This window comes from Rhodopseudomonas palustris (assembly GCF_003031265.1).
In the GTDB taxonomy this organism is placed as follows: domain Bacteria; phylum Pseudomonadota; class Alphaproteobacteria; order Rhizobiales; family Xanthobacteraceae; genus Rhodopseudomonas; species Rhodopseudomonas palustris_H.
On the sequence record NZ_CP019966.1, the window covers coordinates 135,092 to 153,476 of the forward strand.

Sequence of the window (18,385 nt, forward strand, 5' to 3'; positions counted from 1 at the left end):
GGGCGCGTTTACTTGGCGGCGCCGACGGTCTTCGGCAGCAGGTTCTGGACGTCGCGGGTCATGTCGGCCAGCACCGCATCCGGCTCCTTGGCGCGGGCGCCGGAGACGACCGAGTTGAGATGGTCCTTGATCACGTCGGTGATCTTCAGGCCGTTGTCGCCCGGGAACGCGTACCACTTGGTCAGCAGCGCAAGCTGGCTGACGGCGGTGTAGTTGTTCGGGTTGTTGGCGTAGAAGTCCTTCAGATAGACGTCGTTGGCGACCTTGTTGGGCGGCATGTAGCCGGTGGTCTCGGCCATGATCGCCGCGCCCTTCGGACCGGTCCAGAACTTCACCACTTCCCAGGCAGCGTCGCGCTTGGCCTTATCCTTGGCGGTGATCAGCACGACATTGCCGCCGGCCGGCAGACGGCCGTTCGGCTTGACCACGTCCGGGAACGCGATGGTCTTCAGCGCGAACTTGCCGCCGATCATGTCGGTGGTCTTCTTCAGGTCCGAAGTCGAGGTGATGTGGATGCCGGTCTTGCCGGCCGCAAAGGTGGCGCGCATCGACGGCTGGTCGAGATTCGGCATGCCGCCTTCGGTGACCAGACGGGCGATGGTACGCATCGCGAACTGGCCTTCGGGGCCGTCGAACGCCACCTTGGTTTCGTCGGCGTTGAGCATGGTGCCGCCGCGGGCGAACACCGGCGCCTGCCACAGCCAGTTGCCGGTGATGTCCCAGGCGTAGCTGATGCCGTTGGTGTCGGGGCCGAGTGCCTTGACCTTCTTGGCCAGATCCAACAGGCCGTCCCAGGTGGTCGGCAGATTATTGACGTCGCCGCCGGCCTGCTTCACTAGGTCGAGATTGACATAGACGATCGGCAGCGAGATCGCGAACGGCAGCGCATAGACTTTGCCGCTGGCGGTGCCGATGTCGTACATCGCCTGATGGAAGCCCTGCTTGTCGAAATCCTTCTCGGCCGCGATGTAGCCGTCGAGCGGCGCCGGAATGGTCTTGTCGACCAACACGCGGATGCGGTTCAGGCCCTGGAAGGTGACGTCCGGCAGCTGATTGGTCACCGCCTCGCGCAGCACCTTCTGGGTGGCCTCTTCATACGACTCGTAAGGCGCCCGGAACGTCACCTTGATCTCCGGATGCACCTTGGCGAATTCTTCGGCGATCCGCTTGTGGGTCTCGGTGAACAGCTCCGGATAGGGATATTGCAGCACCACCTCGGTCTGCTGCTGGGCGTGGGCGAATCCGGCAACCAGCGACAGCGCGGCTGCGGCGATCCATCTCTTCATCATGCGAAGTCTCCTGTTCGGGTCGATGCGGGTTATTTCAGTCCGGTCAGCGTGATGCCTTCGATGAAGCGGCGCTGCGCCAGCAGGAACGCGATCACCAGTGGCGTGATGATCACCAGCGCCGCAGCCATCAGCGGGCCGTAAGAGGTGCCCGCTTCGGCATTGCGGAAATGCGCCACCGCGAGCGGCGGCGTGTAATACTGCTGGCTGTTGAGCACGATCAGCGGCCAGAAATAGTCGTTCCAGTGCGCCACCACCGAGAAGATGCCGAACGCCGTGACGGCCGGGATCGCGGTCGGCAGCATCACCCGCCAGACGATCGCGAACTCCGACATCCCGTCCATCCGCGCGGCGTCCAGCAGATCGTCCGGCACGGTCATGAAGAACTGCCGCATCAGAAAGATGCCGAACACCGAGATGGTGAACGGCAGCACCAGCGCCGCGTAGCTGTCGAGCGCACCGAGCTGATGCAGCAGCAGGAACACCGGGATCGCGGTCGCCTGCGGCGGGATCAGGATGCCGAACAGCACCAGCGCGAACAGCGCCTTGCGCCCCATGAAGCGCAGCTTGGCGAGCGCATAGGCGGCCGGCAGTGCGATCAGCACCTGGCAGGTGAAGATCGCAACCGTGACGATCACGCCGTTGAGCAGGAAGCGGCCGAGATCGGCCTTGCCGAACGCGGTGCGGAGGTTGTCCCACAGCGCGAAATGGCGCGGGATCAGATGCAGATCGCTGGAGTAGATTTCGTCCGGCGGCTTCGACGCGGTCGATAGCATCCAGACGAACGGCGCCAGCATCAACACCGCGCCGAACATTAGAGCGGCGTGGCGAAAGCTCGAGCGGATCAGGCTTCGTCGCGCGGCGCTCATGCGTAGTGCACCTGCTTGGCGGCGAGCCGCGACTTCACCAAGGTCAGCAGCAGCACCAGGCCGAGAAACACCACGGTCACCGCGGCGGCATAGCCGGAGCGGAAGAACTCGAAGCCTTCCATGTACATGGTGTGGATCAGCACCTCGGTGGATTTTGACGGTCCGCCCTTGGTGAGGACGTGGACGGTGTCGAACACCTGAAACGACCGGATGCCGGTGATCACCACCACGAACAGCGTCACCGGCCCGAGCATCGGCCACGTCACCAGCCGGAACCGGGACCACGCACTCGCGGCACCATCGATCTCAGCAGCGTCATAGAGATGCTTCGGGATCGACATCAGCCCGGCGAGGAACAGCACCATGTTGAAGCCGACCGCCTGCCAGATCCCGATCGCGCACAGCGCGTACAGCGCGGTGCCGCGATCCTGCAGCCAGGGATGCGGCGCGAGGCCCACCATCTTGATCAGCCCGTTCACCAGACCGAACTGCGGATGCAGCATGAACTCCCACACGATCGCCATCGCGATCAGGGTCGCCATCACCGGCAGGAAGTAGATGGTGCGATAGAAGGCACGGAGATGCGTGCCGCTCTCGATCAGCATCGCCACGCCGAGGCCGAGCGCGACCGAGCCCGGCACCACGATCACCGCATAGGTCAGCGTATTGGTCAGCGAGATCCAGAACACCCGGTCGGCGAACAGCTGCTGATAATTGGCGAGGCCGATCCAGGCGAACGACGGCGCGCCGAGCTGATAATCGGTGAACGACAGCGCGATGACGCCGGCGAGCGGACCGAGCAGCATCAGCAGCATCAGCGTGAACGCCGGCGCGACAAGCCCGTAGGCGACGGCGCCGCGACCGCGACGACGCGGCTTGGCCAAAGCGCGCGCGGTCGCCGGGACATCGAGATCGCGTAGCGCGACCGCGGCATCGGACATGGTGACCTCAGACATGAGCCACCTCCCGGATTATCTCGACCGAAGCTTCAGTGCGGATCGCAATGCGCTTGCCGGCAGCGTCGAACAGCCGGATCGCTTCGGGCGCAAAACCGAACCGCTGGGTGCTGCCGATCGCCGGCAGCCGCAGGGGATCCTCGAGCCGGATCACCACCGGATCGGTCAGCCCGTCGCAGCCGAGATGCACGAACGCTTCGGCCCCCATGTTCTCGACGTGCACGACGACGCCGGACAAATCGCCGCCGCCGAGGCTCAGACGCTCCGGCCGGATCGCAACACGGCAGGGACCGGCGCTCGCCGTGGCGCGAGCAGCCAGCACGCGATCGAGCATCACGATGCGGCCGTCGGTCTGCACCGCACCCGGCAGCACGTTGATCTTCGGGCTGCCGATGAATTCGGCGACGCGGATATCGCGCGGATTGTCGTAGACATCGCTCGGCGTGCCAACCTGAACAAGCTCCCCGCCGATCATCACGGCGATCCGGCCGGACATCGTCATCGCCTCGGCCTGATCATGCGTGACGTAGACAAAAGTCGCTTTCAGCCGGCGATGCAGCTGCGCGATCTCGGCGCGCATATGCACGCGGAGTTTGGCGTCGAGATTGGACAGCGGCTCGTCGAACAGGAAGCCGACCGGCTCGCGCACCAAAGCGCGGCCGACCGCGACGCGCTGGCGCTGGCCGCCGGAGAGCTGCCCGGGCTTTCGTGTCAGCAGCGGCGAGATCTCGAGCTGCGACGCGACGCGCTCGACATCGGCGCGGATACTGCGCTCGACCCGGTAGCGGTTCGGGATCAGCCGGCCCAGCAGCGGCGCCCGCTCCAGCGCCGACAGACGCTTCATCCGCAGCGGCACCGCGATGTTGTCGAACACCGACAGATGCGGGTACAGCGCGTAGGATTGAAACACCATCGCGAGGTTACGCGCGCTCGGCCGGACGTGATCGACCGCAACGCCGCCGATCTTCACTTCGCCGGAGCTCTGCGGCTCCAGCCCGGCGATCACCCGCAGCAGCGTCGACTTGCCGGCGCCGCTCGGGCCGACCAGCGACACGAACTCACCGTCGTGGATCGACAGATCGACGCCCTTGAGGACTTCGGTGTCGCCGAACGATTTGCGGATCGCGCTGAGCTCGATCTTCGCCATCACCTGTCCCCTGGCCTCGTTGCGATGCGGCACAGGGTTAAGGGCAGCGTCTGACAGTCACATAACGGTCAGCAGCTTGGCTTATGACCCTCACCAGGTTTCCTGGTGAGGCGGAGAAGCGAGCGGGATGGCTCTGACGTCGGCGCGGGTGCGTGCCGTCAACGCCGTGTTCGATGCCGGCAGCTTTGCAGCCGCGGCGCGGCGGATCGGCGTGACACAATCGGCGGTGGCGCAATCGGTGCGCGAACTCGAAGGCGAGTTCGGCGTGACGCTGTTCGAGCGCCACGGCGCCAATCTGATTCCGACCTCGCTGTGCCGGCAGCTCTACGGCGCCACCAGCCGGATGCAGGCGGTGGAGACCGACGCGCTGTCGATCCTGTCGCAGCGCGAGGAGCTGGCCGGCGGCGAACTCCGCGTCGGGCTCGGCAACTCGATGCCCGGCATGGCGCTGATCGCAACCTTCAAGCAGATGTACCCCAAGGTGCAGGTCGCGATCGAAATCGGAAGCTGGTCGACGATTGTCGCCGCCGTGGTCGATCAGCGCGTCGATATCGGCGTGCTGCCGGACGTGCCGGCCGACCGGCGCTTCCGCCGCGAGATCTGCCTGGAGCAGCGCGTCGTGGCGCTGTGTCATCCGAGCCATCCGCTGAGGAAGAAACCGCAGATCACGATCGCCGAGCTGATGCGCTATCCGCTGGTGTTCCGCACCCGCGATTCTTCAACACAGCGCGCCGTCGATCGCGCATTCCGCACTGCCGGGCTGCGTCCGGTCCCGTCGATCGTGGTCAACACCCGCGAAGGCATGCTGGAGGCGGTCGCCAACCATCTCGGTGTCGGCTTCATGTGGGAGCACGGCTCCAGCCGGGTCGATCGCATCGCCAAGGTGCCGATCGCCGAACTTGACGCCGAATCGCCGGAGTGCATCTTCGCGCTGTCCGGCAAGAAGGGGCGGCTGGTCGAACTGTTCTTCCTCGCCAACGGCGCGCATTCGCCGCCGCGTGAGTGAGGCGGTCAGCTGCCGGTGGCGGCCGCCACGAAAGTTCGCACGACGTCGCTGGCCGGATGACGCAGGATTTCGGCTGGCGCACCGACTTGTTCGAGGCGGCCTGCCGACAGGATGGCGAGACGATCGCATTGCATCGCCTCTGGGCCGTCATGGGTGACGATCAGCATCGTCAAGCCGCTGCGCGCATGGATGTCCCGTACGATCCGCCACAGCTCGGCGCGCACCAGCGCGTCGAGCGCACTGAACGGCTCGTCGCAGAGGAGCAGATCCGGCTCGATCACCAACGCGCGCGCCAGCGCTACGCGCTGCCGCATGCCGCCGGAGAGCTGGCGCGGATATTTGCCGGCATCGTCGCCCGAGAGGCCTACGTTCGCGAGCATCGCGCGTGCGCGCTCGCGGCGCTCGCCATTCGGCAAGCCGAGCGCGATCAGCGGAAACGCCACGTTGTCGAGCGCGCTGCGCCACGGCAGCAACGCGGGGTCCTGAAACACCATGCCGAGCCGCGTACTGCGGCGATGCACGGCGCCGTCGTCCGGCATCAAGAGCCCCGCGGCGAGCGCCAGCAGCGTACTCTTGCCGCTTCCGGACGGCCCCATCACCGCGGTGATCGAACCTGCCACGACGTCAAAATCGATGCCGCGCAGCACCGGCGCCTGATAGCCGAACCGCACACCGCGGAACTGCAGCAGCGGCCCGCTCATCGGCCACCGCTCCGCTCGTCGTCGCGCCATAGCCATAGCCGGCGCTGCAGCGGCTGCAACACGCCGGCATCGACCACGATCAGCACGCCAACCACGACCACCACCCAGGCCATCGTCTCGGCGGTGTCGACATGAGCGCGCGCGGTGGCCAGACCATCGCCGATCCCGCCGGCGCCGGCGAGCAGCTCGGCCATCACCGCGACCTTCCAGGACATCGCCAGCGTCGTCACCAGCGCGGGGAACAGATGGCTCAGTAACTGCGGCCCATACACTTCGGTCAGCCGCGCCGACAGCGGCACCTGGTACACCCGCGCCATCCGGGCCAGCGTGCCGTCCAGGCTGCGGATGCCCTCGAGCGCCGCGCCGAACAGCATCGGCCCGGTGGCGGCCGCAACCGTCACCACCACCGCCCAGCGGCCGCCGAACCAGAGCAGCGCCATCACCACCCAGGCGATCGCCGGCACCCCGAGCAGGATGATCGCGACCGGCTGCAGCGCGCGCTGCGCCTCTTCGCGCAGGCCGGCAAGCATCCCGGCACACGAGCCGATCAGCACGCCGATGATCCAGCCGAGCCCGGCATTGCCGGCGGTCTCGAGTAGCGCCGGCCCGACCTGCCCGGCCCGGATCATGCGCCACAGCGTCAAGACCGTGTCGCCGAGCCCCGGAAGGACCAGCGGCCCATACGCCCGATGGCCAATCTCCCACAGCGCCAGCAACAGCGCGATGCCGACGAGGCTCCAGGCCCACGAGATCCGCGCGTTACCCCGCATAGAATGCTGCGTCCGGCAGCCGGCCGCCGACGACGCCGGGATCGAGCTCCATGAGATTCTTGAAGTACGCTTCGATGTCGTCACGCGCCTGCCGCGCCGGAACGACGTCGAGGCGGACATGCGGCAATGACGCGGCGATCACTTCGGCCGGCAGCCCGAGCGCCGGCGCAGCAAGCTCGGCGGCCTCGCGCGGATGTGCCGCAATCCAGCTACTCGCTTCAGCGCAAGCGGCCTGCACGGCGGCGGTGATCTCGGGCTGAGAGTTCAGCAGCTCGGTGCTGACCGCGAGCCCGACTTGCGGAATCCGAGGCCCGCGCCCGGTGTGGCGACCATAGAGTTCGGCGATATCCAACACCCGATAAACCGGCTTGCCCTCCTGCTGGCCGCGGAGCAGCGCAGTGGTGGCGGCCGGCTCGTGCAGCACGGCGACGTCGCTGCGGCCGGCGAGAAACAGCGGCACCGCCTCGCCGGGCGAGCCGACATATTCGCAGCGGACGTCGCGGTCCGGATCGAGTCCGGCCCAGCGCAGCACCAGTCGAAACAACAGATCGGGCGCTTCATTCTTGTTCGACAGCAGAATGCTGCGGCCGGCGAGATCGGCGACCGACCTGATGGCCGGATCGCGCGCCATCACGTAGAGCACGCCCCAGGTGACGACGTTCAGCATCGGCGTTCCGGCGCCGCGATTGAAGAAATTGGCCGCCGCGTAGGTCGAGGTCGCGAACAGCCGGAACTGTCCCGACGCAATCCCCGCGCGCATCTGGTCGGTGCTCTTCCAGAGCTGAAAGCGAATCCCGGGCACGGCCTGCTGCAGCCGCTCCGACGCGACGGCGCGAACGAACAGCGCCGACGGCGTCGCCGGAATCCCCCACAACGTCAGCGGCTCCGCGGCGAACGTCCGCGTCCGCGTCAGCCCCAGCGCCGGCAGTGCCGCAAGACCGCGCACCACATCGCGCCGAGTGGGGACCAAGTGCTGTGGCGACGCCATCCTTTGCGCTCCCCAGTCAGTACAGGATCGTGCTCATGGTGAGATCGTCCCAGATCTCCTTGACGGTGTGCTGCAGCTCGCGTTTGCGCGAGGCGTAGTGGGTGTGCAGCAGCCGGTGCGCGATCTCGGAATTCGGCGCCTGCAGCAATTCGCGATACAGCGCCTGCACCTGGGGATTGTTGTGCGACTGCCGGACCTTCGCAGCCCGGTCGACATTGTAGATGGTTTCGCGCCGTTTCAGCGCGAGCGGCAGATACTGCTTCTTCGAGCGCAGCGATCCGCCGCCGTCGACGCAGCCGCCCGGGCAGGCCATCACCTCGATGAAATCGTAGTTCGCCTCGCCGCTCAGCACCGACTCCACCAGCCGTCGCGTGTCGCCGAGGCCGTGAACCATCGCGACCTTGACCTCACCGACCGGGCCGCCGAGATCGACAACGGCCTCGCGCAGGCCTTCAAAACCGCGGAGCTGCGTCAGCTCGATCCGGTCCAGTTCGCGGCCGTTGACCAACGCGTAGATGGTTCGCACCGCCGCTTCCATCACACCGCCGGTGGTGCCGAAGATCGCGCCAGCGCCGGAATAAGCGCTGAGGAACGGGCGGTCGAACTGCGACGACGGCAGGTCCTTCAGGTCGATGCCCTCGCGGCGCAGCAGCCGGGCGAATTCGCGTGTGGTCAGCACCAGGTCGGTCTCGGGCTGCCCGTCGTGAACCATCTGCGGCCGCACCGCCTCGTCCTTCTTGGCGATGCACGGCATGATCGAGATGACCCGGATGCGCTCGGCCGGCACGCCGAGCTGTTCGGGCAGATAGCTCTTGGCGATGGTCGACAGCACCTGCTGCGGCGACTTGGTCGAGGACAGCAGCGGCAGCACGTCCGGATAGTGGATCTCGGCGAAGTTAATCCAGGCCGGACAGCACGACGTGAAGGTGGGCCGCCGCCCCTGTTTCAGCCGCGCCAGCAGCTCGGCGCCCTCCTCCATGATCACCACGTCGGCCGCGAAGTTGGTGTCGAGCACGACGTCGACGCCGAGCTTGCGGCAAGCGGCGATGATCTGGCCTTCGACGTTGGTGCCGGCCGGCAGGCCGAATTCTTCGCCGAACGCCACCCGCACTGCGGGGGCGAACTGCACCACGGTGACGACGTTCGGATCGCAGATGTAGTCGAGCGCGCGGTCGGTCTCGTCGCGCTCGCCGAGCGCACCGGTCGGGCACACCAGCACGCATTGGCCGCAGGAAACGCACACCGAATTCGGGTAGCCGTCGGCGTCGCGCAGCGCCACCATCCGCTCCAGCCCGCTGCCTTCGATCGCCAGCGCGTCGATCTTCTGGTGATAACGGCAGATCGCGACGCAGCGCTGGCAGCGGACGCAGCGCCGCATATCGCGCACCATCGCGGGCGAGCTTTGATCGACCGGGCGCGCCTCGGTCCGCTCGCGATCGAAGAACCGATTCTGCTGCAGCCCGACGAACTGCGCCAGATCCTGCAGCTCGCAGCTGCCGTGGCGGATACAGGTGGCGCAATCCTGCAGATGATCGGCCATCAGCAGTTCGACCTGCAGGCGTTGCATGTCGCGCGCCTTCTTGGAGCGGGTCTGCACCTCCATGCCGTCGCGCACCGGCGTATTGCAGGCGGTGACGATCTGCGGCGTGTCCTTGCCGGCCTGCAGGATCTCGACCAGGCACACCCGGCAGGCGCCGGGGGCGTGATCGATGTCTTCCAGTTCGCACAGCGTCGGGATGTAGACGTCGTAGCGCCGCGCGCAGGACAGGATGGTCTCGTTGGCAAAGCCGGCGCAGGCGACGCCGTTGATGGAGAGCGTGATCGTTGCCTCGGCGGGATCGCGGGCGGACAGGCTGGCCTGATCGGGCATGCACATCGCTTCAAGCCGCTCCTTCCGGGATCGGATGCTTGGTGACGACGGAATAGACGCGATAGCAGCGCATGCAGCGCTGGGTCTCCGCATAGGCGGCGCGGGCGTCGATGGTCTGCTCGACCTCGCCGAACATGTGCTTGCGCAGCTCGGGATCGATTTCGGGATTGTGCACCCGGTAGGCGTTGCGAACCGGCGCCTCGACGATCTCGTTGGCCAGCATATGGTTGTCGGCGATCAGCTTGCGCATCCGCGAGCGTTTGAAGAACCGCACCGAGCCGCGCTGGATCCAGTCATCGATGTTGCGCGCCGCCTTCAGGCCGGCGGCCATCGCATAGACCAGCGTCGACGGACCGGTGACGCAATCGCCGCCGGCGAACACGCCCGGACGCGAGGTGGCCAACACCCGATCGGTCGCGACGCAGCGCCAGCGATCGAACGCGATGCCGTCGCTCTCGATCAGCGGACCGTCCTCGACCTGCTGGCCGATCGCGGCGATCAGCACGTCGCAGTGCATCGCCGTCTCGCTGCCCGGGATCGGCTTCACCGAGCGCCGCCCGCCGGCATCGGGCTCGCTCGCCTGCATCCCGGTCAGCACCACGCCGGAGACCTTGCCGTGCTCGATGACGATCTGGGCCGGCGCGCTGAGGACGTGAAACTCGACGCCTTCGGCGCGAGCGGCTTCGATCTCGGCCGGATCGGCCGGCATGTCGGCAAGCGTCCGGCGATAGACGACGTGGACCTTGTCGGCGCCGAGGCGGATCGCCGATCGCACGCAGTCCATCGCGACATTGCCGCCGCCGACCACCACCACTTCGCCGCTCAGCACCAATGGGGCGATGCCGTCGACGTGGTCGTGAACCTTGAGCAGGAAGTCGATGCCGCTGAAGTACCCGGCGTAGGCATTGTCTTCGCCCGTAACGCCGAGCCGGGCGCCTTGCTGACAGCCGAGCCCCAGGAACACCGCGCGGTAGCCGCGCGCGAACAGATCGTCGATCGAGAAGTCGCGCCCGAGGCGCTGATCGAACAGGAACCGGCCGCCGAGGTCGACAATGATGTCGGTCTCCAGGGCCAGCGTATCCTTGGGCAGCCGGTAGCTCGGGATGCCGATCTGCGCCATGCCGCCGGCCTGGCTGGCCTTGTCGAAGACGTCGACGTGATAGCCGCGCAGCAATAGGTGATAGGCACAGGAGATGCCGGCCGGGCCGGCCCCGACCACCGCCACCCGCATGCCGTCGGCGAGCGGCTTGCGGATCATGTCGCGGGTGAATTTCAGCGCGTGCGGTCCGCTCTGCTGGTCGGCGACGTAGCGCTTCAGCGTCTTGATGCCGACGGCTTCGTCGACGAACTTGCGCCGGCACGCCTGCTCGCAATAGCGCACGCAGACCCGGCCGCAGGTGGCCGCCATCGGGTACTTCTGCAGCAGCACGCCGAGCGAATTCTCCGGCTTGCCGTCGCGGATGTAGTCGATGTAGCGCGGCACGTTGACCTTGGAGGGACAGGCCTCGATACACGGCGCCGTCACATAGGCCATGCCGTGCTGCGCCGGGATCGGCCGGTGCTGTGCCAGCTCCTGTTCGATCCGTTCGCGAAAATCCCGCAGCGCCGCCAACAGCGCGACCGCGCAGGTCTGCCCCAGCCCGCACAGCGAGGTCTGCCGGATCTGCTCGCCCAGCATCACGATGTCGTCGAGCGTCAGCGCGGCGTCCAGCCCGCGGCGCATCTGATCGAGCGCATCGCGGATCAGCACCGTGCCGATCCGGCAGGGTGTGCAGGCACCGCAGGATTGTTCGGCGGCGGCTTTCAGGTAATGGAATAACGCATCGACCAGCGAAACCGTGGGATCGAACACGAAGAACCCGCGGTCGGCGATGAAGGCGCGGATCGCGTTACCATCGTCGAACTCATCGAAGTTCGCCAGCGCGTAGTCCGCCGCCCGCGCCTCGGCCGCGCCGGCTCGTGCGTCGTAGGCAACACCGTCCCAGACTCCGTAAACTACCTGCGTCATCCCGACCCCGCCCCAGGGTACCGCCCGCATCGATCAGCTAATCAAAGCTGATTTGCGCTGAAACCGTGATGACACAGATCAGAAATAACCAGTCCGGCCCGACGGGAAACGGGACAGAGTGTCATATTAGCAAGGTGGGGCCGTCGGGGCGGAGCAAAGAAGAAGCGCTAAGCGCTAAAACAACTCGAAATCGCAATCAGTTGCGGCGGGCGCCGCCTGCTTGGTGGCGATTCCGAACGGTAGCAGGAACTGGCGATGGACGTCGCGCTCGCGCTCCATCGTGTAGCGGACGTAGAGCTCATCGAGCACGGCTTCGTCCTGATGGCTGAAGGAAGCACGGCCCAGATCACCCCCGGCTTCCTCAAGGCATTTTGCTACCGCCGGCAGCGTCGAGGCGCTGGAGGCAAGCGATGTCATCTGTTCGCGGGCGCCGTTCATCACCGCGTCGAACTTGGCACCTTCCTCGATCAGCCGGCCGATCAATCCACCGAGACGATCGTTGCCGGCCTCGACATCGTGCAGGGTTTGCAGAATGGCATTCTCCATGCTGGTCAGCTTGGTCTGATCGCTGCTCACGCGCGACTTGCGAAGGTCGTCACCGACCTTGGCGATCTCGCTCAGCAGAGGCCTCAGCCGGGCCGCCGCCCCGGTCATCTGGTCGGCGGTCAACTTCATTTCATGCGCGATCACCACGAAGGCACGACCTTTGGCGCCAAGATGCCCGGCGCGAAGCCCGGCATTCATGCCGATCAGCGAAATGTCGACCACCGAGTCGGACAAATTGGCGATCGCCTCGCGAAACTTCTCCAGCGTGTTTTCGACTACGCTGAGCGCCTCGTCGATCGAGCGCCCGCCGTCTTCGCACATCGCGATCAGGCTGGAGGCCTGGGCGAGAGTCTGCCGCACCCGCGACAGGAACGAGGCCGAACTGCCCTCCCGGCCACCATGCAGCGACCGGCCCTTTTCGACCAGTGTCGCGACTTCGGTCAGAATCGTCGACAGCGCCCGGACGATGTCGCCGATGCCGGCGTCGAACTCCTGTTGGGTGTCGTGGAGCTGCACCGCTTCGAGATTGACCAGCAGCCGGGGCAGCGGCTGAACCTCGGTCATGTCCGGCACCAGGGTCGGCTCCGGATCGGCGGCGCGCCGCAGGCCTGCGCAAACATGCTCCAGGCGCTGGCGCGTACTATCGCCGGCCTGCAGCGAGATGATCGAGCGGCCGACCACCTCGCTGATGGTGCGCGCGCTGCTGCCGGCCAGCTCGGCGACGCCGACGCTGTCGTTGCGCTGGCGGCCGAGATCGGAAAACGCCGACATCAATTCGCCGCCGGAAGCACCAAGCTGCGGCCGGTAGCGCCGCTCGAATTCGCTTTGCCGGCCCCAGGTGGTTTCCACCGCCGCCGCCAGCAGTTGCTGATCCTTGACGCAGGCCTCGATCGACGACTGCACCGCCTTGCCGAGATCGTACGCCTCGCGGGTGAAGGCGATGAAGCCTTCCCGATCACCCTCGAGCGAGGCCGACTCGATCTTGGCGCTGCGCGCGATCGTGGTGATCATCTCGACGTGCTTGAGCAATTGCTTCAGCAGCGAGCCTGCCTCGGCCACGTTGCGGCGCAGCTGATCGAGCAGCGCGCTTTCCGCCGGCAGCGTGTCGGCGAGGCTCTTCAGGCGGCCCGCGATGTCGCGCAGCGCGCCGGACGCGCCTTCGATCTGCGCCGAAGACAGTTCACGCGCGAGGTCGGTCAGGGCCTCATTGAGCCCTTGGAAGATGCCATGGCCTTCGCCGAGCTGACCGCCGACCTGGGCGAAGGTAGTCTCAATTCGCGACGCAACGAGTTCGATCGACGCAACGGCGTCGGCAATCGGATGTTTCAATCGGGACACAACTTCAATCCGCTGAGGCAGGCTGCTTGGCTTGCTGCCAGGCCATGATCTCGCGCGGGATCTGGTTCAGCGACACCACCTTCTCGACAGCGCCGCAGGCGATCGCTTCCTTCGGCATGCCGAACACCACGCAGCTCTCTTCGTCCTGCGCGCAGGTGTAGGCGCCCAGTTTGCGCATCTCGAGCAAGCCGCGGGCGCCGTCGTCACCCATGCCGGTCATGATGATGCCGAGCGCGTTGGCGCCGGCATATTGGGCGGCCGATCGAAACAGCACGTCCGCCGAGGGACGATGCCGCGACACCGGCGGGCCGTCCTTGATGGCGATCTGATAGCGCAGCCCGCTGCGGACCAGCAGCATGTGCCGCGCGCCGGGGGCGATGTAGGCCCAGCCCGGCAGCACCGGATCGCCGTCCTCTGCTTCCTTGACGTTGATCTGGCAACCGGCGTTGAGCCGCTTGGCGAACGCCGCGGTGAAGCCCTGCGGCATGTGCTGCACGATCAGAATGCCGGGGCAGTTCGGCGGCAGCACTTCGAGCACGTCGTACAGCGCCTCGGTGCCGCCGGTGGAGACGCCGATGCACACGATCCGTTCGGTGGTCGGACGCGACCGCCCGGCGACCGGCGGCGGGATGATCGCATCCGCCGTCAGCTTCTGTTCGATGACTTTGCGAGCCGCGCGGGGGCGGACGCGGGCGCGGGCCGCAGACTTGATCGCTTCGCGCAGGCGGCCGGAGCTCTCCATCAGCGCCTGGCGGGTATCGATCCGCGGCTTGGGCACGATATCGACGGCGCCGGCCTCGAACGCTTCGAACATCAAGTCCGAGCCCTCGGGCGTCAGCGACGAGCAGATCACCACCGGGATCGGATGCTGCGCCATGATCTTGCGGAGGAACGTCATGCCGTCCATCCGCGGCATCTCGATATCGAGCAGGATGACGTCGGGGAGTTCGTTCTGCAGCCGCTTGGCCGCGACGAACGGATCGGACGCGGTCCCGATCACTTCGATTTCAGGGTCTTCGGCCAGGATGGTGCCGAGGACCTGTCGCACCGAGGCGGAGTCGTCGACGATCAGGACTCGGATCTTCTGCTTCGCCATCTGATGCGCTCCAATCATCCCTACAGTTTAAAGACGGTTGGTTGAACCTGCCTTAACTTCGGCAGGGCGCTGTGAATCATCGACTCGGAATGGCCGACCAGAAGGTAGCCGCCCGGTCGCAGATGTGAGCACAGCTGCTCGACGACTTTGCGCTGGGTCGCGCGGTCGAAATAGATCAGCACGTTGCGGCAGAAGATGACGTCGACGTCCCGGTCCACCGGGTAGGACGTGTCCATCAGGTTCATCCGCGTGAAATTGGTCAGCCGGCGCAGCTCGGGCACCACCCGCACTTCATCGCGGCTGCGGTCGCGCGAGCTCAGGAAGTAACGCTCGACGAACTGCGGCGGCACCGGCGCGGTGACCTCGCGATTGTAGATCGCCGCGGTGGCGACGCGCAGCACGGCGGTCGAGATATCCGTGCCGAGGATCCGGAATTGAAACCGCGACCCGGCCCTCACCATGTCGTCCAGCACCATCGCGGTGGTGTAGGCCTCCATGCCGGTCGAACAGGCCGCACTCCAGACTTTCAAATCGTTGGACTTGCGGTTCGGCAGCTTCAAGAGATCCGGCACCGCGACGGTTCTCAGGAAGTCGAAATGCTGCGGCTCGCGGAAGAAGTCGGTCTTGTTGGTGGTGACGACATCGATCAGATGCGTCAGTTCATCCTCCAGCACCGACTTGTCGAACAGGTTATCGACATACTCGCTGACGCCCGAATAGTTCAGCGCCCGAACGCGTTTGTGCAGCCGTCCTTCGAGCATCAGACGTTTGGCATTCGGCATCTTGATGCCGACCTGGTCTTCGATCAGTTCGGCAAGGGACCGGAATTGCCTGTCGGAAAGCTGGCGTTTGGCGTGGACCATCAAGCTACTCGTCAATTCGGTCCAGCGACCGTTCGTCTGGCATTCAACACCGGCTTCGTCGCGGCACGACGGCCTGCCGGCGTTCCTCGAAGGTGAACGCCCGACCCGGGGCGTTCACCGTTGTTTCGTCCGGGATCGCGGGGCCTTGACCCCGCCTCTCCCTTAGCGCTGGAAGTCAGCGTCGCGATCGTCTTCACCGTCACCGAGCGCGAAGGCGAAGCCACCACCGCCCGCGGCCTTGAGCTGACGCTGCGGCTTGGCAGCCGGCTTCTTAGTGCCGCGGTCGACCGAAGCCATATGGGCCGCCTTGGCACGAAGCTGGTTGACAGCCTTGTCGATCGTCCCGCCGTGCGCCTTCGACTTGTCCTGGTCGATGCGGAAGAACGCGATGGTCGACTGCAGCTGCTCGGCCTGCGAAGCGAGTTCTTCCGAGGTCGAAGAGACCTGCTCGGAGGCGCTGGCGTTCTGCTGACCGACCTTGTCCAGCTGCTGGATCGCCTGGTTGATCTGCGACGAACCGACATCCTGTTCGCGGCAGGCCGAGGAGATCTCCTGCACCAGCTCCGAGGTCTTCTTGATGTCCGGCACCAGCTTGGCGAGCATTTCGCCGGCTTCCTGCGCGACCTTCACGGTCTCGCCGGACAGTTCGCCGATTTCGGTCGCCGACGCCTGGCTGCGTTCCGCAAGCTTGCGGACTTCCGAAGCGACCACCGCAAAGCCCTTGCCGTGTTCGCCGGCGCGGGCGGCTTCGACCGCGGCGTTGAGGGCCAGAAGGTCGGTCTGACGAGCGATCTCCTGCACGATGGTGATCTTTTCAGCGATCGTCTGCATCGCGTCGACGGCCCGACCAACGGCGGCGCCGCTGGCTTCGGCATCCTTGGCGGACTGCGCGGCGATCTTCTCGGTCTGGCTGGCGTTCTCGGCGTTCTGCTTGATGTTCGCCGCCATCTCTTCCATCGACGAGGAGGCTTCTTCGGCCGACGATGCCTGCTCGGTGGCGCCCTGCGACAGCTGCTCGGCGCTGGCCGACAGTTCCTGGCTGCCGGCAGAGACGTTCTGAGCCGCGGTGAGCGCTTCCGACACGATCTGGCGGAGCTTTTCGACCATCTGCTCAAGTGCGATGCCCAGGGTGTCCTTCTCCGACAGCCGCTTGGCTTCGATCGTGAGGTTGCCGCGGGCAATCTCGTCGGCGACGCTGGCGGTGGCATTGAGGTTGGCGGTCATCGCGTTCAGCGACTTCACCAGATCGCCGACTTCGTCGTTGCTGGAGACGTCGATCTTCTTGCTGAGATCGCCGATCGCAACGGCGTTGGCGAGCCCCACTGCCTGCGTCAGGCCGCGGCTGATGTTGATGGCGATCCAGAGCGCGGAGGCAACTGCGGCCAGCAGCGAGGCGATCACGATGCTGATCAGAAGCAGCTTGGCGCTGGCAGCGTCGGACGCCGCCTGCTCGCTCATCTCGGCCATCGCCTTCTTGACGTAGTTGACGTAGTCGGTCGCAGCCTGGATCGCGACCGTCGAGGTCGCCCGTCCTTCGGTTCCGGCCAACGCCGCGGCGCGGATGTTGCCGCCTTCCTTGACGATGTCGGAAACGCGACCGGCAATCTTGGCGAAGCGCTCGGACTGGCTGGTGATGGCCGACGAGGACAGCCCGACGGCCGACAGCGCTGCGACGCTCTGCTGCGCGCTCGACCGCAGACGCTCGGTAGCGTCGCCAAGCGCCTTGACGGTGGAATTCAGGTCTTCGAGGTTCGACGCATAGAACGACAGCGCCAGACTCTTCTGGACCGCCTCACCGTCGGCACGGATCGACAGGATCGAAATCAGCGCAGTCGCGCGCTCAGCCGAGACCGGCAGCTTGCGGGCTTCCGCCAGCGTGCTGTCGACCGCCTCGTTCCAGTCCTTGACAACCGGCAAACCTTCGGAGGTCCAGAGCTGGGCGCCGCGGTTGTTGGAGTTGAGCGTACCGAACTTGATGATCTGATCTTCGGTCGCGTTCATCTTGTCGTACGCGACCGAGAACTTCTCGAGCATCCGCTTGCCGGTCTCGGTGGCGATCGCAGCGATCTCGTCGCGGATGCGCAGCGCATCCTTGCGATACTGCTTCACCTCCTCGGCAACCTTCTGCAGCTCCGTGTCGGTCGAGGCGATGATGATGTCTCGCTGGGCACGGGTCTGGTACAGAATGTTGTTCTGCAGTTCGCCGGCCTTGTCGATCCGCTGCGAGCGCGACACCAGGCCTTCCGAGGTCTCAGCCAGTTGCGTCAGCTTGACGTAGGCGATTCCGCCGGTGATGGCGGACAGCAGGATCACGACACCAAAGGCGCCGGCCAGCTTTGCTTTAACAGTTAGTCTCATTTCGAGCTTCCTTAGGGTCGAAGGTTTCGGTCAAACTCACGCAACAACAGATCGCGACCGGGCGGCTCAGGCTGCCAGATCGTTAGAAGGGGCCACGGCAGCGCCGGCCGACATGTCGGTGCCGGCCATCAGGCGCGCCAGATCGAAGATGATGACGAAGCGATCGCCCTTGCGACCGATGCCGGCGATGTAGTCCGACTTCCACTTGCCGCCGACGTCGGGGACTTGCTCCAGCGAGCTCTCCTCGATGTCGGTGACTTCGTAGACGCAGTCGGCGACGAAGCCGACGCCGACGACGCGGCCGGCGACCGGCACGTCGAGAATGATGATGCGGGTCGCCTCGGTCGGCGGCACCGCCGGCAGATCGAGCTTCAGCCGAAGATCGAGGATCGGATAGCCGGTCCCGCGCACGTCGATCATGCCGAGCATGAATTCCGGCGCGTGCGGCAGCCGGGAGATCGGCCGCATATCGAGGATTTCGCGAACGTTGCGGATCGCCATTCCGAACGTTTCTCCGGCGAGTCCGAGCGTCAGATATTGCGCGGTTTCGGCCATGTCTTCCTCACTTCAACGCTGGTTGGCG

15 protein-coding genes are annotated in these 18,385 nt (G+C 65.9%); 1 reads left to right on the top strand and 14 read right to left on the bottom strand.

All coding sequences use genetic code 11. The features are described 5' to 3' along the window. Positions 1 to 8: 8 nt before the first annotated feature. The 4 genes from RPPS3_RS00610 to RPPS3_RS00625 are packed head-to-tail and all read right to left on the bottom strand — an operon-like array spanning position 9 to position 4,258. Positions 9 to 1,289, bottom strand: coding sequence for an ABC transporter substrate-binding protein (locus RPPS3_RS00610; RefSeq protein WP_107342381.1), 1,281 nt, complete (start codon positions 1,287 to 1,289; stop codon positions 9 to 11). Positions 1,290 to 1,318: 29 nt separating this feature from the next. After that, the gene (locus tag RPPS3_RS00615) at positions 1,319 to 2,155 is read right to left on the bottom strand and encodes a carbohydrate ABC transporter permease (RefSeq protein WP_107342382.1); all 837 of its coding nucleotides are present in this window, start codon (positions 2,153 to 2,155) and stop codon (positions 1,319 to 1,321) included. Then, complete coding sequence (locus tag RPPS3_RS00620) at positions 2,152 to 3,111, bottom strand: carbohydrate ABC transporter permease (protein ID WP_107342383.1); 960 nt, start codon at positions 3,109 to 3,111, stop codon at positions 2,152 to 2,154. The genes RPPS3_RS00615 and RPPS3_RS00620 overlap by 4 nt, the downstream gene beginning before the upstream one ends. Beyond that, on the bottom strand, positions 3,104 to 4,258 hold the full coding sequence (locus RPPS3_RS00625) for an ABC transporter ATP-binding protein (protein WP_107342384.1): 1,155 nt from the start codon (positions 4,256 to 4,258) through the stop codon (positions 3,104 to 3,106). The genes RPPS3_RS00620 and RPPS3_RS00625 overlap by 8 nt, the downstream gene beginning before the upstream one ends. Before the next feature lie 127 nt (positions 4,259 to 4,385). On the opposite strand from RPPS3_RS00625, the gene RPPS3_RS00630 reads away from it, so the two are divergent. After that, a complete protein-coding gene (locus RPPS3_RS00630; protein ID WP_107342385.1) occupies positions 4,386 to 5,264 on the top strand; it encodes a LysR family transcriptional regulator in 879 nt (292 codons plus the stop codon). A 5-nt stretch (positions 5,265 to 5,269) separates the two neighbouring features. Here RPPS3_RS00630 and RPPS3_RS00635 read toward each other — a convergent pair whose 3' ends face one another. The 10 genes from RPPS3_RS00635 to RPPS3_RS00680 all read right to left on the bottom strand — a co-directional run bounded on the left by RPPS3_RS00635 (position 5,270) and on the right by RPPS3_RS00680 (position 18,357). Beyond that, positions 5,270 to 5,965, bottom strand: a complete 696-nt coding sequence (locus tag RPPS3_RS00635) for an ABC transporter ATP-binding protein (RefSeq protein ID WP_107342386.1) — start codon at positions 5,963 to 5,965, stop codon at positions 5,270 to 5,272. Further along, positions 5,962 to 6,735, bottom strand: coding sequence for an ABC transporter permease (locus RPPS3_RS00640; RefSeq protein WP_107342387.1), 774 nt, complete (start codon positions 6,733 to 6,735; stop codon positions 5,962 to 5,964). Before RPPS3_RS00640 ends, RPPS3_RS00635 begins: the two co-directional genes overlap by 4 nt. Beyond that, positions 6,725 to 7,723 carry an ABC transporter substrate-binding protein gene (locus RPPS3_RS00645; RefSeq protein WP_107342388.1) on the bottom strand — a complete coding sequence of 333 codons (999 nt, stop codon included), beginning with the start codon at positions 7,721 to 7,723 and terminating at the stop codon, positions 6,725 to 6,727. Before RPPS3_RS00645 ends, RPPS3_RS00640 begins: the two co-directional genes overlap by 11 nt. 16 nt (positions 7,724 to 7,739) lie before the next feature. Further along, a complete protein-coding gene (locus RPPS3_RS00650) occupies positions 7,740 to 9,599 on the bottom strand; it encodes a 2Fe-2S iron-sulfur cluster binding domain-containing protein (RefSeq protein ID WP_107342389.1) in 1,860 nt (619 codons plus the stop codon). A gap of 4 nt (positions 9,600 to 9,603) precedes the next feature. Next, the gene (locus RPPS3_RS00655; RefSeq protein ID WP_107342390.1) at positions 9,604 to 11,601 is read right to left on the bottom strand and encodes an FAD-dependent oxidoreductase; all 1,998 of its coding nucleotides are present in this window, start codon (positions 11,599 to 11,601) and stop codon (positions 9,604 to 9,606) included. Between the two features lie 174 nt (positions 11,602 to 11,775). Beyond that, entirely contained in the window at positions 11,776 to 13,485 is a 1,710-nt protein-coding gene (locus RPPS3_RS00660; protein ID WP_107342391.1) for a chemotaxis protein, read from the bottom strand. 4 nt (positions 13,486 to 13,489) lie between these two features. After that, complete coding sequence (locus tag RPPS3_RS00665; RefSeq protein ID WP_107346367.1) at positions 13,490 to 14,581, bottom strand: protein-glutamate methylesterase/protein-glutamine glutaminase; 1,092 nt, start codon at positions 14,579 to 14,581, stop codon at positions 13,490 to 13,492. Positions 14,582 to 14,601: 20 nt separating this feature from the next. Beyond that, on the bottom strand, positions 14,602 to 15,444 hold the full coding sequence (locus tag RPPS3_RS00670; protein WP_107342392.1) for a CheR family methyltransferase: 843 nt from the start codon (positions 15,442 to 15,444) through the stop codon (positions 14,602 to 14,604). A gap of 162 nt (positions 15,445 to 15,606) precedes the next feature. After that, entirely contained in the window at positions 15,607 to 17,802 is a 2,196-nt protein-coding gene (locus RPPS3_RS00675) for a HAMP domain-containing methyl-accepting chemotaxis protein (protein WP_107342393.1), read from the bottom strand. Between the two features lie 66 nt (positions 17,803 to 17,868). Continuing rightward, positions 17,869 to 18,357, bottom strand: coding sequence for a chemotaxis protein CheW (locus RPPS3_RS00680; protein WP_107342394.1), 489 nt, complete (start codon positions 18,355 to 18,357; stop codon positions 17,869 to 17,871). Between the last annotated feature and the right edge of the window lie 28 nt (positions 18,358 to 18,385).